Annotated in this window: 19 protein-coding genes; 4 read left to right on the plus strand and 15 right to left on the minus strand. The window is 70.2% G+C overall.

What is annotated here, in order from left to right:
• From CF8_RS22310 to CF8_RS03870, 5 genes are all read right to left on the minus strand, one after another.
• Positions 1-690, minus strand: a 690-nt coding sequence (locus CF8_RS22310) for an ABC transporter ATP-binding protein (RefSeq protein ID WP_036490134.1), incomplete at its 3' end; no start/stop codon positions are given.
• A gap of 4 nt (positions 691-694) precedes the next feature.
• On the minus strand, positions 695-1,525 hold the full coding sequence (locus CF8_RS03855; RefSeq protein WP_010831826.1) for a carbohydrate ABC transporter permease: 831 nt from the start codon (positions 1,523-1,525) through the stop codon (positions 695-697).
• Positions 1,525-2,475: a carbohydrate ABC transporter permease gene (locus CF8_RS03860; RefSeq protein ID WP_010831827.1), complete on the minus strand. Its 951-nt coding sequence runs from the start codon at positions 2,473-2,475 to the stop codon at positions 1,525-1,527. Before CF8_RS03860 ends, CF8_RS03855 begins: the two co-directional genes overlap by 1 nt.
• Positions 2,472-3,764 carry an extracellular solute-binding protein gene (locus tag CF8_RS03865; protein WP_036490146.1) on the minus strand — a complete coding sequence of 431 codons (1,293 nt, stop codon included), beginning with the start codon at positions 3,762-3,764 and terminating at the stop codon, positions 2,472-2,474. The genes CF8_RS03860 and CF8_RS03865 overlap by 4 nt, the downstream gene beginning before the upstream one ends.
• Positions 3,765-3,898: 134 nt before the next feature.
• Entirely contained in the window at positions 3,899-4,843 is a 945-nt protein-coding gene (locus CF8_RS03870) for an alpha/beta fold hydrolase (RefSeq protein WP_232211568.1), read from the minus strand.
• 100 nt (positions 4,844-4,943) lie between these two features.
• Between CF8_RS03870 and CF8_RS03875 the strand changes: the two genes are divergently transcribed.
• Positions 4,944-5,774 (plus strand): esterase/lipase family protein, encoded by an 831-nt coding sequence (locus tag CF8_RS03875; protein ID WP_010831830.1) that lies wholly within the window; start codon positions 4,944-4,946, stop codon positions 5,772-5,774.
• On the opposite strand, the gene glpX is transcribed toward CF8_RS03875, so the two are convergent.
• The 5 genes from glpX to CF8_RS03900 all read right to left on the minus strand — a co-directional run bounded on the left by glpX (position 5,739) and on the right by CF8_RS03900 (position 9,803).
• A complete protein-coding gene (glpX, locus tag CF8_RS03880) occupies positions 5,739-6,752 on the minus strand; it encodes a class II fructose-bisphosphatase (protein WP_036490149.1) in 1,014 nt (337 codons plus the stop codon). The genes CF8_RS03875 and glpX overlap by 36 nt on opposite strands.
• A 1-nt stretch (position 6,753) precedes the next feature.
• Entirely contained in the window at positions 6,754-7,770 is a 1,017-nt protein-coding gene (locus tag CF8_RS03885; protein WP_010831832.1) for a sulfate/molybdate ABC transporter ATP-binding protein, read from the minus strand.
• Positions 7,767-8,591, minus strand: coding sequence for an ABC transporter permease (locus tag CF8_RS03890; protein WP_010831833.1), 825 nt, complete (start codon positions 8,589-8,591; stop codon positions 7,767-7,769). The genes CF8_RS03885 and CF8_RS03890 overlap by 4 nt, the downstream gene beginning before the upstream one ends.
• A complete protein-coding gene (modA, locus tag CF8_RS03895) occupies positions 8,588-9,331 on the minus strand; it encodes a molybdate ABC transporter substrate-binding protein (RefSeq protein ID WP_036490153.1) in 744 nt (247 codons plus the stop codon). Before modA ends, CF8_RS03890 begins: the two co-directional genes overlap by 4 nt.
• Positions 9,332-9,398: 67 nt before the next feature.
• A complete protein-coding gene (locus tag CF8_RS03900; protein WP_010831835.1) occupies positions 9,399-9,803 on the minus strand; it encodes a TOBE domain-containing protein in 405 nt (134 codons plus the stop codon).
• Positions 9,804-9,906: 103 nt separating this feature from the next.
• On the opposite strand from CF8_RS03900, the gene CF8_RS03905 reads away from it, so the two are divergent.
• Entirely contained in the window at positions 9,907-10,443 is a 537-nt protein-coding gene (locus tag CF8_RS03905; RefSeq protein WP_036490156.1) for a DUF4245 domain-containing protein, read from the plus strand.
• 18 nt (positions 10,444-10,461) lie between these two features.
• On the opposite strand, the gene CF8_RS03910 is transcribed toward CF8_RS03905, so the two are convergent.
• The 4 genes from CF8_RS03910 to xseA are packed head-to-tail and all read right to left on the minus strand — an operon-like array spanning position 10,462 to position 12,830.
• Positions 10,462-11,055 carry a hypothetical protein gene (locus tag CF8_RS03910; protein WP_036490159.1) on the minus strand — a complete coding sequence of 198 codons (594 nt, stop codon included), beginning with the start codon at positions 11,053-11,055 and terminating at the stop codon, positions 10,462-10,464.
• 16 nt (positions 11,056-11,071) lie between these two features.
• On the minus strand, positions 11,072-11,359 hold the full coding sequence (locus CF8_RS03915) for a hypothetical protein (protein ID WP_010831838.1): 288 nt from the start codon (positions 11,357-11,359) through the stop codon (positions 11,072-11,074).
• Between the two features lie 27 nt (positions 11,360-11,386).
• Complete coding sequence (locus CF8_RS03920) at positions 11,387-11,584, minus strand: exodeoxyribonuclease VII small subunit (RefSeq protein WP_036490161.1); 198 nt, start codon at positions 11,582-11,584, stop codon at positions 11,387-11,389.
• On the minus strand, positions 11,577-12,830 hold the full coding sequence (xseA, locus tag CF8_RS03925; RefSeq protein ID WP_036490163.1) for an exodeoxyribonuclease VII large subunit: 1,254 nt from the start codon (positions 12,828-12,830) through the stop codon (positions 11,577-11,579). The genes CF8_RS03920 and xseA overlap by 8 nt, the downstream gene beginning before the upstream one ends.
• Positions 12,831-12,925: 95 nt before the next feature.
• On the opposite strand from xseA, the gene CF8_RS03930 reads away from it, so the two are divergent.
• Positions 12,926-13,924 carry a 4-hydroxy-3-methylbut-2-enyl diphosphate reductase gene (locus CF8_RS03930; RefSeq protein WP_010831840.1) on the plus strand — a complete coding sequence of 333 codons (999 nt, stop codon included), beginning with the start codon at positions 12,926-12,928 and terminating at the stop codon, positions 13,922-13,924.
• Between the two features lie 7 nt (positions 13,925-13,931).
• Entirely contained in the window at positions 13,932-14,555 is a 624-nt protein-coding gene (locus tag CF8_RS03935; protein ID WP_010831841.1) for an L-threonylcarbamoyladenylate synthase, read from the plus strand.
• Positions 14,556-14,562: 7 nt separating this feature from the next.
• Here CF8_RS03935 and CF8_RS03940 read toward each other — a convergent pair whose 3' ends face one another.
• On the minus strand, positions 14,563-14,970 hold the full coding sequence (locus CF8_RS03940) for a DUF6542 domain-containing protein (protein WP_036490165.1): 408 nt from the start codon (positions 14,968-14,970) through the stop codon (positions 14,563-14,565).
• Positions 14,971-15,071: the final 101 nt, after the last annotated feature.

Raw genomic sequence — 15,071 nt, forward strand, 5'->3', positions numbered from 1 at the left:
GAACAGGTTGCCGGGGTTCTCGTAGAGCTCGCGCGGCGTGGCCAGCTGTTGGAGGACGCCGCGCTTGAGGACCGCGACCCGGTCGCCGAGGGTCATCGCCTCGGTCTGGTCGTGGGTGACGTAGACCGTGGTGATGCCGAGGCGCTTCTGCAACCGGGCGATCTCGGTGCGCATCTGCCCACGCAGCTTGGCGTCCAGGTTGGACAGCGGCTCGTCGAAGAGGAACGCATCGGCGTCGCGCACGATCGCCCGGCCCATCGCCACCCGCTGGCGCTGGCCGCCCGAGAGGTTGCCGGGCTTGCGGTCGAGGTGCTCGTCGAGCTCGAGCGTCTTGGACGCGTCTCGCACCTTCTGGTCGATCTCGCTCTCGGGCGCACCCGCCAGCCGCAACGGGAAGGCGATGTTCTCGTAGACGGTCAGGTGCGGGTAGAGCGCGTAGTTCTGGAAGACCATGGCGAGGTTGCGGTCGCGGGGAGCGAGGTCGTTGACCTTGCGGTCCCCGATCATCATGTCGCCGGAGGTGATGTCCTCCAGCCCCACGACCATCCGCAGCAGGGTGGACTTCCCGCAGCCCGACGGGCCGACGAGGATCATGAACTCCCCGTCCTGCACGTCGATGCTCACGTCGTTGACCGCGGGGAAGCCGTCGCCGTACTTCTTGACGATGTTTCTCATGTCGATGGCAGCCATGAACTCAACCCTTCACTGCGCCGGAGGTCAGGCCGGCAACGATCTTGCGCTGGAAAAGCAGGACGATGATGATGATCGGCACCGTGACCACGACCGAGGCCGTCGCCAGCTGCCCGTAGGGCGGATTGAACGGGTCTGGCCCGACGAAGTAGGACAGCTGGGCCGGTACCGTGCGTGAGGCGGTGGTCGAGGTGAGCGAGATCGCGAGCACGAACTCGTTCCAGGCGAAGAAGAACGTCAAGATCGCGGCCGTGAAGACACCCGGCGCGGCGAGCGGGACGATCACCTTGCGGAAGGCCTGCCACGAGGTCGCGCCGTCCACCTGCGCGGCCTGCTCCATCTCCCACGGGATCTCGCGGAAGAAGGCCGAGAGCGTCCAGATCGCCAGCGGCAGCGTGAAGGACATGTAGGGGATGATCAGCCCCGGCCAGGTGTTGAACAGGCCGAAGGTGCGCCACATGTCGAACAGCGGGCCCACCAGCGAGACGACCGGGAACATCGCGATCGCCAGGGCCAGCGACAGCACGAAGCGCTTCCCGCGGAACTCCAAGCGCGCGATCGCGTAGGCCGCGAGCGTGGCGAAGATGACCGCGAGCACCGTCGAGATCATCGCGATCCCGAACGAGTTGAGCAGCGCCCGGGTGAAGTCGTCGTTGGCCAGGATGTCCTTGTAGTTCTGCAGGGTCGCGTCCTTGGGCAGGAACTGCGGACTGCCGGCGGCCGTCTCCTCGACCGGCTTGAACGACAGCGAGATGATCCACACGACCGGCAACAGGCACCAGATCATGATCAGCACGAACCCGATCCAGGTGCCGATGGATGTCTTGTTCTTCATCAGCCCTCCCCTCTCGCAGCGGCGAGATCGACGTTGAACAGCTTGACGATCAGATAGGCCAGCAGCAGCACGCTGAGGAACAGCAGCACCGACAGCGCCGAGCCGAGACCCAGCTGCACCTGCTCGATGACCTGGCGGTAGGTCAGGAAGGACACGGACTCGGTCTCCTGGGCGCCTCGGGTCATCACGAAGATGTTGTCGAAGATGCGGTAGGCGTCGAGGGCCCGGAAGAGCACCGCGACCATGATCGCGGCCCGCATGTTGGGCAGGATCACCTTCCACAGCCGCTGCCACCACGTGGCACCGTCGACCTGCGCGGCCTCGATCATGTCCTCGGACACCTGGGACAGGCCAGCGAGCAGCAGCAGCGCCATGAACGGCGTGGTCTTCCAGATCTCGGAGACCATGATCGCGAACATGGCCGACCAGTGACCGCCGAACCAGTTGAAGTTGTCCTCGACGAAGGGCAGCCACGAGTTCACGAAGCCGTTGTTGAGGCTGAATGCGAACTGCCAGGCGAAGGCCGAGACGACGGTGATGATGCCGTAGGGGATCAGGATCGAGGTCCTGATCACGCCGCGGGCGAAGATCACCTTGTGCATCACCATCGCGAAGGCGAAGCCGATGACGAGCTCGACGGCGACCGTGACCACCATGATCAGCACCGTGTTGAACATGTCCTGCCAGAACAGGCCGTCGCTGAGCACGGTGGCGTAGTTGGAGAACCAGATGAACTCACGGTCGTCGGGTGCGGTGAGCCGGTAGCGGAACATCGAGAGGTAGAGCGCCTGCAGCATCGGCCAGGCCGTCACCAGCAGCATCAGCACCACTGCGGGGGCGACCAGCTTCATGCCCAGGCGGTCCTCGGAGCGTGACCGGTCGGTCATGGCGCCGGCGCCTGACTTCTTCTTCGTGTCCTTCGCGCCGGGTGTGGCGACTACGGTGCTCACAACAGGCTCCTTCCCTGCAGCACTTCACCGATGAAGTCCGACGACTCGCCAGGCGTGTCCTCGTCGACGCTGCTCGGCGGGTGCCAGATGCTCTGGATGGCACCGGAGATGTCGCTCCAGTAGGGCGACGGCGTGCGCGGAGCCGCGCTCTCCAGGCTCTCCTGGAACAGGGCGATCAGCTCGGCCGGGAAGAGCTCCTGGACCGCCGGCTGCGCGTAGCCCGCCTCGGAGGAGGGCATGTTGCCGGTCAGCTCGGCGTTGAGCGCCTGGTTCTCCGGGCTGGTCAGGCACTCGAGTGCCCCCACCGCCAGGTCCTGGTGCTCGGACGACGAACTGACGCCGATCCCGATCCCGCCGTACGGCGGTCGCGACTCCTCGCCCTCGACGGTCTGCGGATAGCGGGCGAAGCCGATGTCGCCACCCAGCTGGTCGTCGCCGTAGTTGCCCCAGATGTAGGTCCAGTTGACCAGGAAGGCCCCGGCGTCGGACCCGAAGGTCGCTCCGGCCGTGCCCTCGTTGGAGACCGAGAGGTCGTCGGGGGCGGCCTCGGAGTCGGCCAGGGTCTCGATGACGTCGGCCGCGGCGCGCCCGGCGTCGGAGTCGATGGTGATCTCCGCTTCGGCGCCGGCGTCGGTGCCGGTGGCGATCTGGCCGCCGGCACCGGAGATCAGCGCGTTGACCCACACGGAGTAGCCCTCGTACTTGTTGGCCTGGACGCCGATCTTGCCGTCGTTCTCGGAGGCGGCCGTGATGATCTGCTCCCAGGTGACCGGCTGGCTCATGTCGAGCCCGGCCTTCTCCACGAAGGCCTTGCGGTACCAGAGGACCTGCACGTTGGACCAGAACGGCGCGACGACCAGCTCGTCCTCCCAGGTCGCGGACTGCACGGCGCTCTCGAAGCCCTGCTCGGAGAACTTCTGCTGCAGGTCGTCGGGGATGTCGGCGAGATAGCCGGCGTCGGCGAACTCCGCGGTGTACGGCGGGTCGAGGCTCATGAGGTCGATGCCGGTGTCGCCCGCGGCCAGCCGGCGGGCCAGCTGGATGCGCTGCTGGCCGGCGTCCTGGGGGAGGACCTGGGTGGTGATCGTGTAGTCGTCGGTCGAGCACGCCTCGGCCACCGCGGCCTGGCCGCCGGCGTCCGGGTTGGTGTACCAGACGAGCTCGGGCGTGCCGGATCCGTCGCCGGAGCAACCGGCCAGGATGCCGCAGGCGAGGGTCAGGGCTCCCGCAGGAGCCGCCCAGCGTCGTAGCTGCCTCGTGCGTGGATGCCGCGAAGATCGTGCTGTCATCCGCCCCTCCATTCATGTGTGGCTCAGGTCACAGGTCTAGTCCCCTGTGACCCACCTTGGCAACACGCGTGAGGGTGGGACGAGTGAAAGTTCAAACTCCGGCGGACGGTGCGTGCACACCCGGGGTGGGACGCTCAGTCGGGTGCGGACACGCGATCGGCCGTGCGCCGGATGCCCTCGACGAAGGTGTCGTAGAGATCGGTCGGCAGGTCGTGGCCCATGCCGTCGATGAGGATGAGCTCGGCACCCGGGATGGCCGACGCGGTGGCCCGGCCACCGCTGACGTGCACCATCTTGTCGGCCATTCCGTGGATGACCAGGGTGGGCATGTGCAGCGTGCGCAGCCGCAGGGTGCGGTTGGGCTGGGTGAGGACGGCGCACATCTGGCGGAGCACACCGCTGGCCGACACGCCGCGGTCGAAGGTGTCCTCGGCCCGCGTGCGCAGGAAGTCGGCGTCCACGGGGAAGTCGGGCGACCCGATGAGGCCCCACACCAGCGCGTTGGTGGCGACATAGGCCTCCTTGCCGCCGCGCCGGGGAGCGATCAGGGTCGGCAGCAGGTCGGGGCTCTGCCAGCCCACGGTCCGGCGCCCGGTCGTGGACATGATGCTGGTCAGCGAGAGCACGCGCGCCGGAGCCTCGATGGCCATCGTCTGCGCGATCATGCCGCCCATCGAGATGCCGGCGACGTGAGCGGCCGGGAGGCCGAGGTGGTCGAGCAGGGCGAGGCCGTCGGAGGCCAGCTCGCTGATGGAGTACGGCGCCTTGCCCCGCCCGGTCGAGAAGGCCCTGATGAGCTGGGCGCGCGTGACGCGCTGGGGCATCCGGGAGGAGCGTCCGGTGTCGCGGTTGTCGTAGCGGATGACGTGGAAGCCGGCTGCGGCCAGGCGCGTGCAGAAGTCGTCGTCCCACCAGATCATCGGCCCGCCCAGTCCCATCACCAGGAGCAGCGGATCGCCGTCGACGGAGCCGAAGGTCTGGTAGCAGATCTCCACCTCGGGGCTGACCGGGGCGAACAGCTCCTCCGAGACCGCCAAGGCGGACGGGTGCTGGGAGGGAGAAGGGGAAGAACTGGTCATGTGTCCAGTCAACACGACCGTCGTCGTGTCGAGCGTCAGATCCGGCCCTGACCGGCCAAATACCGGTATATCGGTCGTCGTGGGGCTAGGTTCGCCTCTTGTGACTCCCACCACTCTCGCGGACTTCCTGCTGCCGGACGGCTTCGCGCGTCCGCGCGTCCACGCGGTCATCAACGAGGGGCGCGTGATCGGTGAGGCCGGTCGCTACGCATGGGAGGCGATGAGCCAGCGCGGCGAGCGCCGCCACACGCCGTACGCCACTCGCGCACCCGTGCGCGACGAGGAGCCCGTGCTGCTGGTGCCGGGGTTCATGGCTGGCGACGGCACCCTCGCGCTGATGCGCCGGGCGCTGCAGCAGCAGGGGCTGCGCACCTACCGGTCCCACATCCGCGCCAACGTCGGCTGCACGCTCGACGTCTCCGCCCAGATGGAGATGCGCCTCGAGTCGATCGCGCAGCGGCGCGGCAGCAAGGTCCGCATCGTCGGCCACAGCCTCGGCGGCATGCTCGCGCGCGGGGTGGCGGCCAGGCGCCCCGACCTCGTCTCCGGCCTGGTGACGATGGGCAGCCCGATGCTCGCGCCGGGTGCTCACCACATCAGCCTGTCGGCGAGCGTCGCCACGCTGGTGCGCCTGAGCCGCGCCGGCTTACCCGGGATGATGTCCGAGGACTGCGTGGCCGGCGCCTGCGCGCGGCAGAGCTTCGACCAGGGGCTGGCGCCGCTGGCCGACTCGGTCGACTTCACCGCGATCTACTCCCGGCGCGACGGCATCGTCGACTGGCGCGCCTGCATCGACCCCCGCGCGATCCCGCTCGAGGTGCGCGCCTCGCACGTGGGCATGGCGCTGGACCCGCGCGTGATCGCTGCGGTCACGGGGGCCCTGCGGCCCTCCGTGTCAGCGGTCGAAGTCGATCGCGGAGAAATCGCGTAGCTTCGAGAGCTGGTGCTCGCTGGTGATCCGGCGGATCGTGCCACTGCGCGAGCGCATGACCAGCGAGTCGGTGGTCGCACCGTTGGCGCGGTAGCGGACACCGCGCATCAGCTCGCCGTCGGTGATGCCGGTGGCGACGAAGAAGCAGTCGTCGCCGGTGACGAGGTCGTCGGTGCCGAGCACGAAGTCCTGGTCGAGGTTGTGGCCGGCGTCGAGGGCGCGCTGGCGCTCCTCGTCGTCCTGCGGCCACAGGCGGCCCTGGATGACGCCGCCGGTGCACTTCATGGCGCAGGCCGTGATGATGCCCTCCGGCGTGCCGCCGACGCCCAGGAGCAGGTCGACGCCGGTGTCGGGGCGAGCAGCCATGATCGCGCCGGCGACGTCGCCGTCCGCGATGAACTTGATCCGGGCGCCGGTCGCGCGGATCTCCTCGACCAGCTGCGCGTGGCGCGGCCGGTCGAGCAGCACGACGGTCACGTCGGAGGCGGAGCTGTTCTTGGCCTTCGCGACGAGGTGGATGTTCTCGGCGACGGGCAGTCGGATGTCCACGACGTCGGCGGCCTCGGGGCCGGTGACGAGCTTCTCCATGTAGAAGACCGCGGAGGGGTCGTACATCGTGCCGCGGGGGGCGACGGCCAGCACGGAGATCGCGTTGTTCATGCCCTTCGCGGTCAGCGTCGTGCCGTCGATCGGGTCGACCGCGACGTCGCACAGCGGACCGGTGCCGTCGCCGACCTGCTCGCCGTTGTAGAGCATCGGCGCGTTGTCCTTCTCGCCCTCGCCGATGACGACGGTGCCGTTCATGCCGATGCTGGAGATCATCACGCGCATCGCGTTGACGGCGACGCCGTCGGCGTCGTTCTTGTCGCCGCGCCCGACCCAGCGACCGGCGGCCATGGCGGCCGCCTCGGTCACGCGAACGAGCTCGAGAGCGAGGTTACGGTCGGGCTGCTGCGTGGTCGGGCTCATGGGCCGCATGTTATCGGTCGCCGCGCTGGTCCTCGTCCGCGGATCCGTACCGTCTCACGGCGGTCGCCTTCACCGAGAGCCAGACGTCGCGGCCGGGGGCGAGTCCGAGCTCGGCCGCAGCCTGCGGAGTGACGTCCGCCAGCAGCGGCGGCTCGCAGTCGACGAGCAGGCGTACGGCGTCGCCGTGCTGCTGCGCGCTGGCGACCGCGCCCTGCCACTGCAGGCGCGCCGAGCCCTCCGGTCGGCGCAGGCTGACCGTCACGTCGCGTGGGGAGAACGTCGTGAGCGCCTCGACCCCGGTGGCGTCGGTCTCGCGCACCAGGTTGACCCCCACCAGCCTGGCGACGTGGTCGGTCGCGGGCCGGGCGGCGACGTGCTGGGGCGTGCCATGCTGCGCGACCCGCCCCCGGTCCAGGACCAGCACCTGGTCGGCGAGGGTCAGCGCGTCGATGGCCTCGTGGGTGACCAGGACGGTGACGCCGTCGAAGGACGCGAGGTGCTGGGCGAGCTCGATCCGCAGCGCCATCGCCGCGGTGACGTCGAGCCCGGTGAACGGCTCGTCGAGCAGCAGGAGCCTCGGTTCGGTGGCGAGGGCGCGGGCGATCGCGACGCGCTGCGCCTGCCCGCCCGACAGCTCACGCGGGCGGCGGCCAGCCAGGTGCCCGATGCCGAAGGTGTCGAGGAGGTCCTGCGCCGTGCGGTCCGCGTCTCGTCGCGACCGCCCGCGCGAGCGCGGGCCGAAGGCGACGTTGTCCAGCGCGCTCAGGTGGGGGAAGAGGAGCTGGCCCTGGAAGACCAGCCCCACCTCCCGGTCACGTGCGGAGAGCGTCAGCAGGTCGGTGCCGTCGAGCAGGGCCGTCCCGTCGGCCGCCACCAAGCCGGCGAGGGCACGGACGAAGGAGGACTTGCCGGCACCGTTGGGACCGATCACGGCGATCACCGCCCCCGGCTCGGCGTCCAGCTCCACGCGCGCGCGGCCCGGCACGGTCAGGTCGACCTGCAGGCCAGGGCTGTACGGCGAGGTCACGGCGTCCCCAGCCAGCGGTCGCGCAGGAGCAGCAGCACCGCGACGGAGACGACGAGCATCACGAGGCTCAGCGCGAGCGCTGCGTCCTGGTCGCTCTGTCGGGTGACGTAGATGAGGGTCGGCATGGTCTGGGTCGTGCCGGGATAGTTGCCGTTGAAGGTGATGGTCGCGCCGAACTCTCCGAGCGAGCGGGCCCAGCCGAGCACCATTCCCGCGACGATGCCGGGCAGGGCCAGCGGGATCGTGACGCGTCGGAACGTCGTCCACCGGGTCGCGCCCAGGGTGGCGGCGGCCGCGTCGTAGTCGGGGTCGGCCGAGCGCAGCGCGCCCTCGATCGCGAGCACCACGAACGGCATCGAGACGAACGTGTGCGCCAGCACCACGCCCCAGGCCGTGAACGGGAACGCGAAGCCGGTGGCCGCGAGCAGCGGCTCGCCGACCAGGCCCGTGCGCCCGAAGGCCGTGCGCAGGGCGACGCCGGCGACGACGGGCGGCAGCACCATCGGCACGGTCACCAGCACGCGCACGAGGCTCCGGCCGCGGAAGTCGACGCGGGCCAGCAGCCACGCGACCGGCAGGCCCAGCACGAGGCAGACGAGCATCGCGGCCGTCGACGTCGACAGGCTGAGCCACAGGGCGGTGCGCAGCGGAGCCGAGCTGAGCGAGGTGGGCAGGGTCCGCCAGTCGATCGCCGCGAGCATCGCGAGGAGCGGGACCACGAGCAGCGCGACGGCCAGCACCGCCGGCACCAGCAGCAGCAGTGGCGGCCGGCCCAGCGGATCGGTCCGGTGCGATCGCTGGCTCTGGGTGCGCGGACTCATGGTGCGCCGAACCCGGCTCGCTCGAGAACTGCCCGGCCCTCCGGCGAGACCAGGAAGTCGATCCAGTCCTGCGCGAGCTCGGCGTCGGCGGACTGCGCCAGCGCGGCCGTGACGTAGGACGTCGGCACCGACTCGGCGCCCGGAATGGGAACGGCAGTCACGGCGTCCCCGGCCGCCACGGCGTCGGTGGCATAGACGAGTCCGGCGTCGGCCTCCCCGGCGACGACCTTGTCGAGGGTGGCGCGGACGTCCTCCTCGAGGCTGGCCGGCTCGGCGGTGATGTCGTTGGAGTCGAGCACCGCCGTGGCGATCCGTCCGCAGGGCGCCTCGTCGGTGCAGCGCACCCAGGTCGTGTCGTCGAGGTCGTCGAGCGTTTCGATCCCGGCCGGGTTGCCGGCCGGCGTGACGATGGTGAGGACGTTGGTCGCGAAGACCGTGACCTCCTCGGTCACGCCTGCGTCCTCGACCAGCTGCATCGAGGCGGCGTCGGCCGTGGCGAGCACGTCGCCGGGGGCACCGTCGGCGACCTGCTCGGCCAGCGCCGTGCTCGACCCGAAGGAGAACTCGATCGTGGTGCCGTCGTGCGACGCCTCGAACTCCGCGGCCAGGTCCTCGAAGACGTCGGTCAGCGAAGCCGCGGCCAGGACCGTGAGCGTCTGCTTGTCGTCGGATCCGCAGCCGGCGGTGGCGACCAGCAGCGCCAGGCTGATCGCCGTGAGCGCGGTCCGAGGACTCCTCATGCGGCCAGTGTGCCGCATCTGCGGTTGCTCGCGGGCGTTCCGACCGCATCTGCGGTCGACTGTGGGATCAGGGGGTCTCGATCACCACGTTGGTCGACTTCACCGAGGCGATGGCGCGCACTCCGGGCGCGAGGCCGAGCTCGTCGGCCGCGTCGGCGCTCATCAGCGAGACCATGCGGCTGCTGCCGCAGACCATCTCGACCTGGGCCATCACGGTGTCCTTCCTGACCCGGGTGATGATGCCCGGCAGCCGGTTGCGGGCGCTGACCGAGCTTGCCCGGGTCCGGTCGCGGTCGGGTTCGTCGAGCAGCGACTCGGCCAGCGCGGCGAGCTCGGTGCCGGCGATCACGGCGGGACTGGTGCCGCTCGTCGTCAGCCTGCCCGCGTCCACCCAGCGCCGTACGGTGTCGTCGCTGACGCCCAGGATGTCGGCGGCCTCGGCCAGCCGGTAGGTCGTCGCCTCCGTTGTCATGAGGTCATTGTGGCCGCTGCTCGCGACATGCGTCGGCCGCCTGTCCGCCCGCCTGCCTGCCCGCAGGCAGGCGCGGCCGGGCGCACCTGTGAGAATGACCGGCGTGAGTGAGAAGCCAGGCCGCTACCAGCGATCGTCCAACGGCCTGATCGGGGCGATGATCGTGACGCTGCTGGCCATCGGGGCGTTCGTGCTCCTGCGGTCGCTGACCCGCGACCAGGTCGAGGTGGAGCGCGAGCCGGTCGACTACGTCGCGGCTGCCGAGGCTGCGCGCGGCGCCGGCTTCGACGTCGTCGCGCCGTCCGAGCTGCCCGCCGGCTGGATCGCCACGGCGATCGACCTGTCCCAGACGGACCCGCCGCTGTGGGGGATGGGGCTGCTCACCGATGACGACCTGTTCGTCGGGCTGCGCCAGGAGGACGAGTCGGTCAAGGACCTCGTCGAGTCCACGATCGACGAGGACGCCGTGGAGGGCGAGCCGCTCACCCTCGACAGCGCCGTCGGGTCGACGTGGCAGACCTGGACCGACGAGGGCGGCGACACCGGCTATTCCATCGAGTACGACGACCAGACCGTGCTCGTCTACGGCTCCGCGCCCGCCGCCGACCTGCAGGAGCTCATCACCCTGCTGGAGCGCTGAGGCGCTCAGCCGGACCACCTAGGAACTGGCACCGACCTGTCGCCGGACCACACGCCGCCGGAGGGTGGGGGAGGCCACCACCTCGTAGCCTGCCTCGAGGAAGACCTGCACCAGTCCGACCGAGGCCTCGTCCCAGATCACGGACTTGCCCGGCGGCGGCTCGATCGGATATCCCTCCAGGACGCGAGCGCCGACCTGCTCGCCGTACTCGACCGTGGCGTAGGCGAGCTCGTAGGTCAGTCCCGACTGACGCTGGCCCTTGCGCACGACGAAGCAGGTGACGGACCAGACGCCCTCGAGCTCGGGGTCCATCCGCATCCACGGCTGCTTCCGGCTCCACAGCCTGGGGTAGTTCTCCCGCGGCTCGACCGCGACCCAGCCGGCGGCCACGCCGTCGACGTAGCCGATCAGCCCGGACGTCGGTCCGGCGGCGCCGCAGGCGGTCTGCTCCAGCAGCGCGACGTCCCGCTGCTCCTGGGTGGTGTCGCGCCAGATCCAGCCCGGCACCTTCAGGGCCTGGCACCGGCACTTGTGAGCGCCACCCGTGGCGAAAACCGCCTCGACGTCCTCAGCCGCTGCTTCGTTGGCCGGGCGCCACGTGAAATCGGGCATGCGGTGACTCTAGTTGTCAGTCCGACGTCCTGCGCTCGTCTGCGGATCCCGGCCCCAGCGGGTCGGGCGGCAGGTCCTTCGGGTCCACCGCCGCGGGATCCACCCACTGGTGCGCGTCGCCCATGAAGGTGTGCACGAATCCGCACCGCACACAGATCACGCCGTCGGCGGACCGGTTGAGCCAGTCGAGGTCGATGAACGTCATGCCGGTGGTGGTCATCTTGATCTCGCGACGCGCGAACGTCAGGCCACTGCAGACCTGGCAGGCGAGGAACTTCTGTGTCGGTCTGACGAAGACGTGCACGGCGGAGCCTCCTGGTGACGTGAGCGGTCAGTCGTCCTCGGCCACGGCGGCGTCGAGGCGCTCTCGCGCACCGTCGAGCCAGGTCTGGCAGATCTTGGCAAGCTTCTCGCCGCGCTCCCACAGGGCGAGCGACTCCTCGAGGCTGGTGCCGCCGGCCTCGAGCGTGCGGACGACCTCGATGAGCTCCTCGCGGGCCACCTCGTAGGACGGGTTCTCGTCACTCATCGGCGTCTCCTTCAGTCGTGGTGATGGCTTCGGTGCTGGTCGTGGTGGCGGCGATCCGGCCGTCCGCAACCCGGATGCTGAGCTGCTGCGTCGCCTCGATCGACTCGACGCTGGTCACGACGTGCCCCTCGGCGTCCTGCACGACGGCATAGCCGCGCTGCAGCACCGCCAGCGGCGAGAGCGACTGTGCCCGGGCGCGGTGGTGGCCGATGTCGTCGGCGGCCCGGTCGAGGCGATGGGAGAGGTGGCGGCGCGCGCGCTCGCGCAGCTCGGTCACCTCGTCGGAACGGACGTCGAGGATCGTGCGCGGGTCGCGCATCACCGGCCGCGCACGCAGGTCGTCGAGGCGGACCTGCTCGCGCTGCACGAGCTGGTCGACCAGCTGGCGCACGCGGTCCCGGGCCCAGGTGACCCCACGCACCTCGTCGGCCATGTCCGGGACGATCAGCTTGGCGGCGTCGGTCGGGGTCGAGGCCCTGACGTCGGCGACGAGGTCGAGGAGCGGGGAGTCGGGCTCATGGCCGATCGCGGAGACGACCGGCGTGCGGGCCTGGTGGACGGCGCGGATCAGCGCCTCGTCGGAGAACGGCAACAGGTCCTCCACGGAGCCACCGCCGCGGGCGATCACGATCACGTCGACGGCGGCGTTGCGATCCAGGCGCTCCAACGCCGCCATCACCTCGGCCGCCGATCGCGTGCCCTGCATCGAGGCATGGGCGACCTCGAACTCCACGCCCGGCCAGCGGCGACGCGCGTTGTCCAGGACGTCGCGCTCGGCCGCGCTGTTGGGAGCGGTGATCAGGCCGACCCGGCGCGGCAGGAACGGCAGCTGGCGCTTGAGCTCGGGCGCGAACAGGCCCTCCGCGGCCAACAGCTGGCGACGTCGCTCGATGCGCGCGAGCAGCTCGCCGAGGCCGACCATGCTGATCTGTCGGGCATAGAGGGAGAAGCTGCCGCGGTTGGCGTAGAACGAAGGACGGGCGTGCACGACGACGCTCGCGCCCTCCACCAGCGGCGGGTTGAGCGAGTCGAAGAGGGTGCGCTGGCAGGTGAGCGGGACCGAGATGTCGGCGACCGTGTCCCGCAGGGTCATGAAGACGGTGTTGAGGCCCGGTCGCCGGCTGATCTGGGCCAGCTGGCCCTCCACCCAGACGCCGCCGAGCTGGTCGATCCACTGGCTGACCGCGTTGGCCACGGCGCGCACCGGCGCGGGCGCTTCCTGGGTCGCATCGCGGAGGGTGGGCACGGCGGTGACTCTAGGGGAGCGCACCGACACCGCGCCGTACGCCGTGGTGGGCGTCGCGAGTTCGCCAGTCTGCGACACCCACCTAGACTCGGGGCATGACGACCGACCTCGGCCTGCCGCCCGTCCTCGACCCGGACTCGGCGCGTGAAGTGCTGCTCGCGGCACCGCGCGGATACTGCGCCGGTGTGGACCGGGCCGTCATCACCGTCGAGAAGGCCCTCGACCTCTACGGCTCCCCGGTCTACGTGCGCAAGCAGATCGTCCACAACAAGCACGTCGTGGCCAACCTCGAGTCGCGCGGCGCGATCTTCGTCGAGGAGCTCGACGAGGTGCCCGAGGGCCAGACCGTCGTGTTCTCCGCCCACGGCGTCTCGCCGGCGGTGCACGCTGAGGCCGAGGTGCGGGGCCTGAAGACCATCGACGCCACCTGCCCGCTGGTGACGAAGGTGCACCACGAGGCCAAGCGCTTCGCGGGCGACGACTACGACATCCTGCTCATCGGCCACGAGGGTCACGAGGAGGTCGAGGGCACCGCGGGTGAGGCGCCCGACCACATCCAGCTCGTGCAGAGCCCCGACGACGTGGCCAACATCGTGGTGCGCGATCCCGCCAAGGTCGCCTGGCTGTCGCAGACGACGCTGTCGGTCGACGAGACGCTCGAGACCGTCGCCGCGATCCGCGAGAAGTTCCCGCTGCTGCTCGACCCGCCCAGCGACGACATCTGCTACGCCACCCAGAACCGTCAGCTCGCGGTGAAGGAGATCTCGCCCAACGCCGACCTCGTGATCGTGGTCGGCTCGCGTAACTCCTCCAACTCCGTGCGGCTCGTCGAGGTGGCCCTCGAGGCCGGTGCCAAGGCGTCCTACCTCGTCGACGACCACACCGAGATCGACGAGGCCTGGTTCGACGGCGTCGCTAACGTCAGCGTCACGTCCGGTGCCTCGGTGCCCGAGGACCTCGTCGACGGCGTGCTGTCCTTCCTCGCCGACCGCGGCTATCCCGAGGCCCGGGCCGTCCACTCGGCCGAGGAGTCGCTGATCTTCGCGCTGCCACCCGAGCTGCGTCGCGACATGCGCGCCGCCCAGCAGGCCTGAGCCCACGATGGCCCGCTACCTCGACATCCACCCGGAGAACCCGCAGCCGCGGTTCATCACGCAGGTCGTCGAGGCCCTGCGTGACGACGCGCTGATCGCCTATCCGACCGACTCCGGCTACGCGCTCGGCGCGCAGCTCGGCAACCGCGACGGCCGCGACCGCATCCTGGCGATCCGTGGCCTCGACGACCGCCACCACTTCACGCTGATGTGCAAGGACTTCTCCCAGCTGGGGCAGTTCGTGCACGTCGACAACGCCGCGTTCCGCGCGATCAAGGCGGCCACGCCGGGTCCCTACACCTTCATCCTGCCCGCCACCGGTGAGGTGCCGAAGCGGCTCATGCACCCCAAGAAGCGCACGGTCGGTGTCCGCATCCCCGACCATGCGCTCGTCTGCGCGATCCTCGAGGAGCTGGGCGAGCCGATCCTGACCAGCACCCTGATCCTCCCCGGCGAGGACGAGGCCCGCACCATGGGCTGGGAGATCAAGGAAGAGCTCGACCACGTCGTCGACATCGTGATCGAGGCCGGCGAGACGCCGGCCCAGCCCACCTCGGTGATCGACTGGTCGGGCGCAGAACCTGAGGTCGTACGCCGCGGGGCGGGCGACGTCGAGCGCTTCGAGGCCTGACACAGGGTCAGGCGTCGGCCCGGCTCTGGCTGCGCTGGCGCAGCGCGAGGGTGCCCAGGCAGACGACGTAGCCGGCCACGAGCGCGCCGCTGTGGTGGGCGAGCCCGGACACGACGGCCTGCACGATGCCGTCGCCCCGGTCCGCGACGGTCTCGGGGGCGACCGCGCCCAGCAGGGCGAAGACGGCCAGCATCATCAACGGCGGCAGCACACCGATCGTGAAGAAGTCGTGGGGCCGGACGACCAGGGCCAGCCCGAGGCACAGCACGATGAAGCACAGGTCGAAGAAGAAGCTGAGCTCGCCGACGAGCACCACGTCGATGGCCACGATCGTGAGCACGGCAGCGATCCCCAGCGCGACCGCCTGGCGGCCGGGCTCGAGTCCGTCGGTCCACACGGATCCGGTCTGGCTCACGCCTCCCAACGTAGAACGGGGGATCGGCGGCTCCTCGGCGGCGCGCCGGATGTCGATCTGTCGGACGTCCGCGCCTAGGTGTACTCGGCAGGGACGTTCGT

It is taken from the genome of Nocardioides sp. CF8 (genome assembly GCF_000389985.1).
In the GTDB taxonomy this organism is placed as follows: domain Bacteria; phylum Actinomycetota; class Actinomycetes; order Propionibacteriales; family Nocardioidaceae; genus Nocardioides; species Nocardioides allogilvus.